General features: G+C 40.7%; 1 protein-coding gene. It reads left to right on the top strand.

What is annotated here, in order from left to right:
* Nucleotides 1-460 (top strand): carbohydrate binding domain-containing protein (locus AB4486_RS25025; RefSeq protein ID WP_372119401.1); only part of this gene is annotated, 460 nt, incomplete at both ends.

Raw genomic sequence — 460 nt, 5'->3', positions numbered from 1 at the left:
GAGTAACTTATGCAGAAGAGCAGATTAGGAATAGTCACTTTAAAGGCAATATGGATGGCTGGTGGAATGCCGGCGCCAACATAGCAACAGAAAGTAATGAAGCGTGTATTGATATAAAAAACCCAGGAAAAAATTCTTGGGATGTCATTTTAGGTCACAGTGGCATTGGTTTAGAGCAAGGTCAAAGGTACCAAGTATCGTTCGATGCATATGCGAATATTGATACTGAGATGAAAGCCTTGATTCAACATGAAGGCCCTCCCTATACACACTATTTTCTAACCGAAGTAGGTGTATCCGAAGACAAGCAAAGCTATACGTTTGATTTTGTACACGAACTTGATAGTGACGCCGATACAGAATTCCAGTTTCAATTAGGCGCACAGAAAACTGGTGTCATCTGTGTTGATAACGTTTCTGTTGTAGGTAAGCCATTTGTAAAAGTAGCGACTAAGATGCC

The sequence above is a fragment of the Vibrio sp. 10N.222.55.C6 genome, from assembly GCF_041473395.1.
Lineage (GTDB): Bacteria > Pseudomonadota > Gammaproteobacteria > Enterobacterales > Vibrionaceae > Vibrio > Vibrio crassostreae_C.
This window is presented reverse-complemented; position numbering and strand designations above follow the sequence as displayed.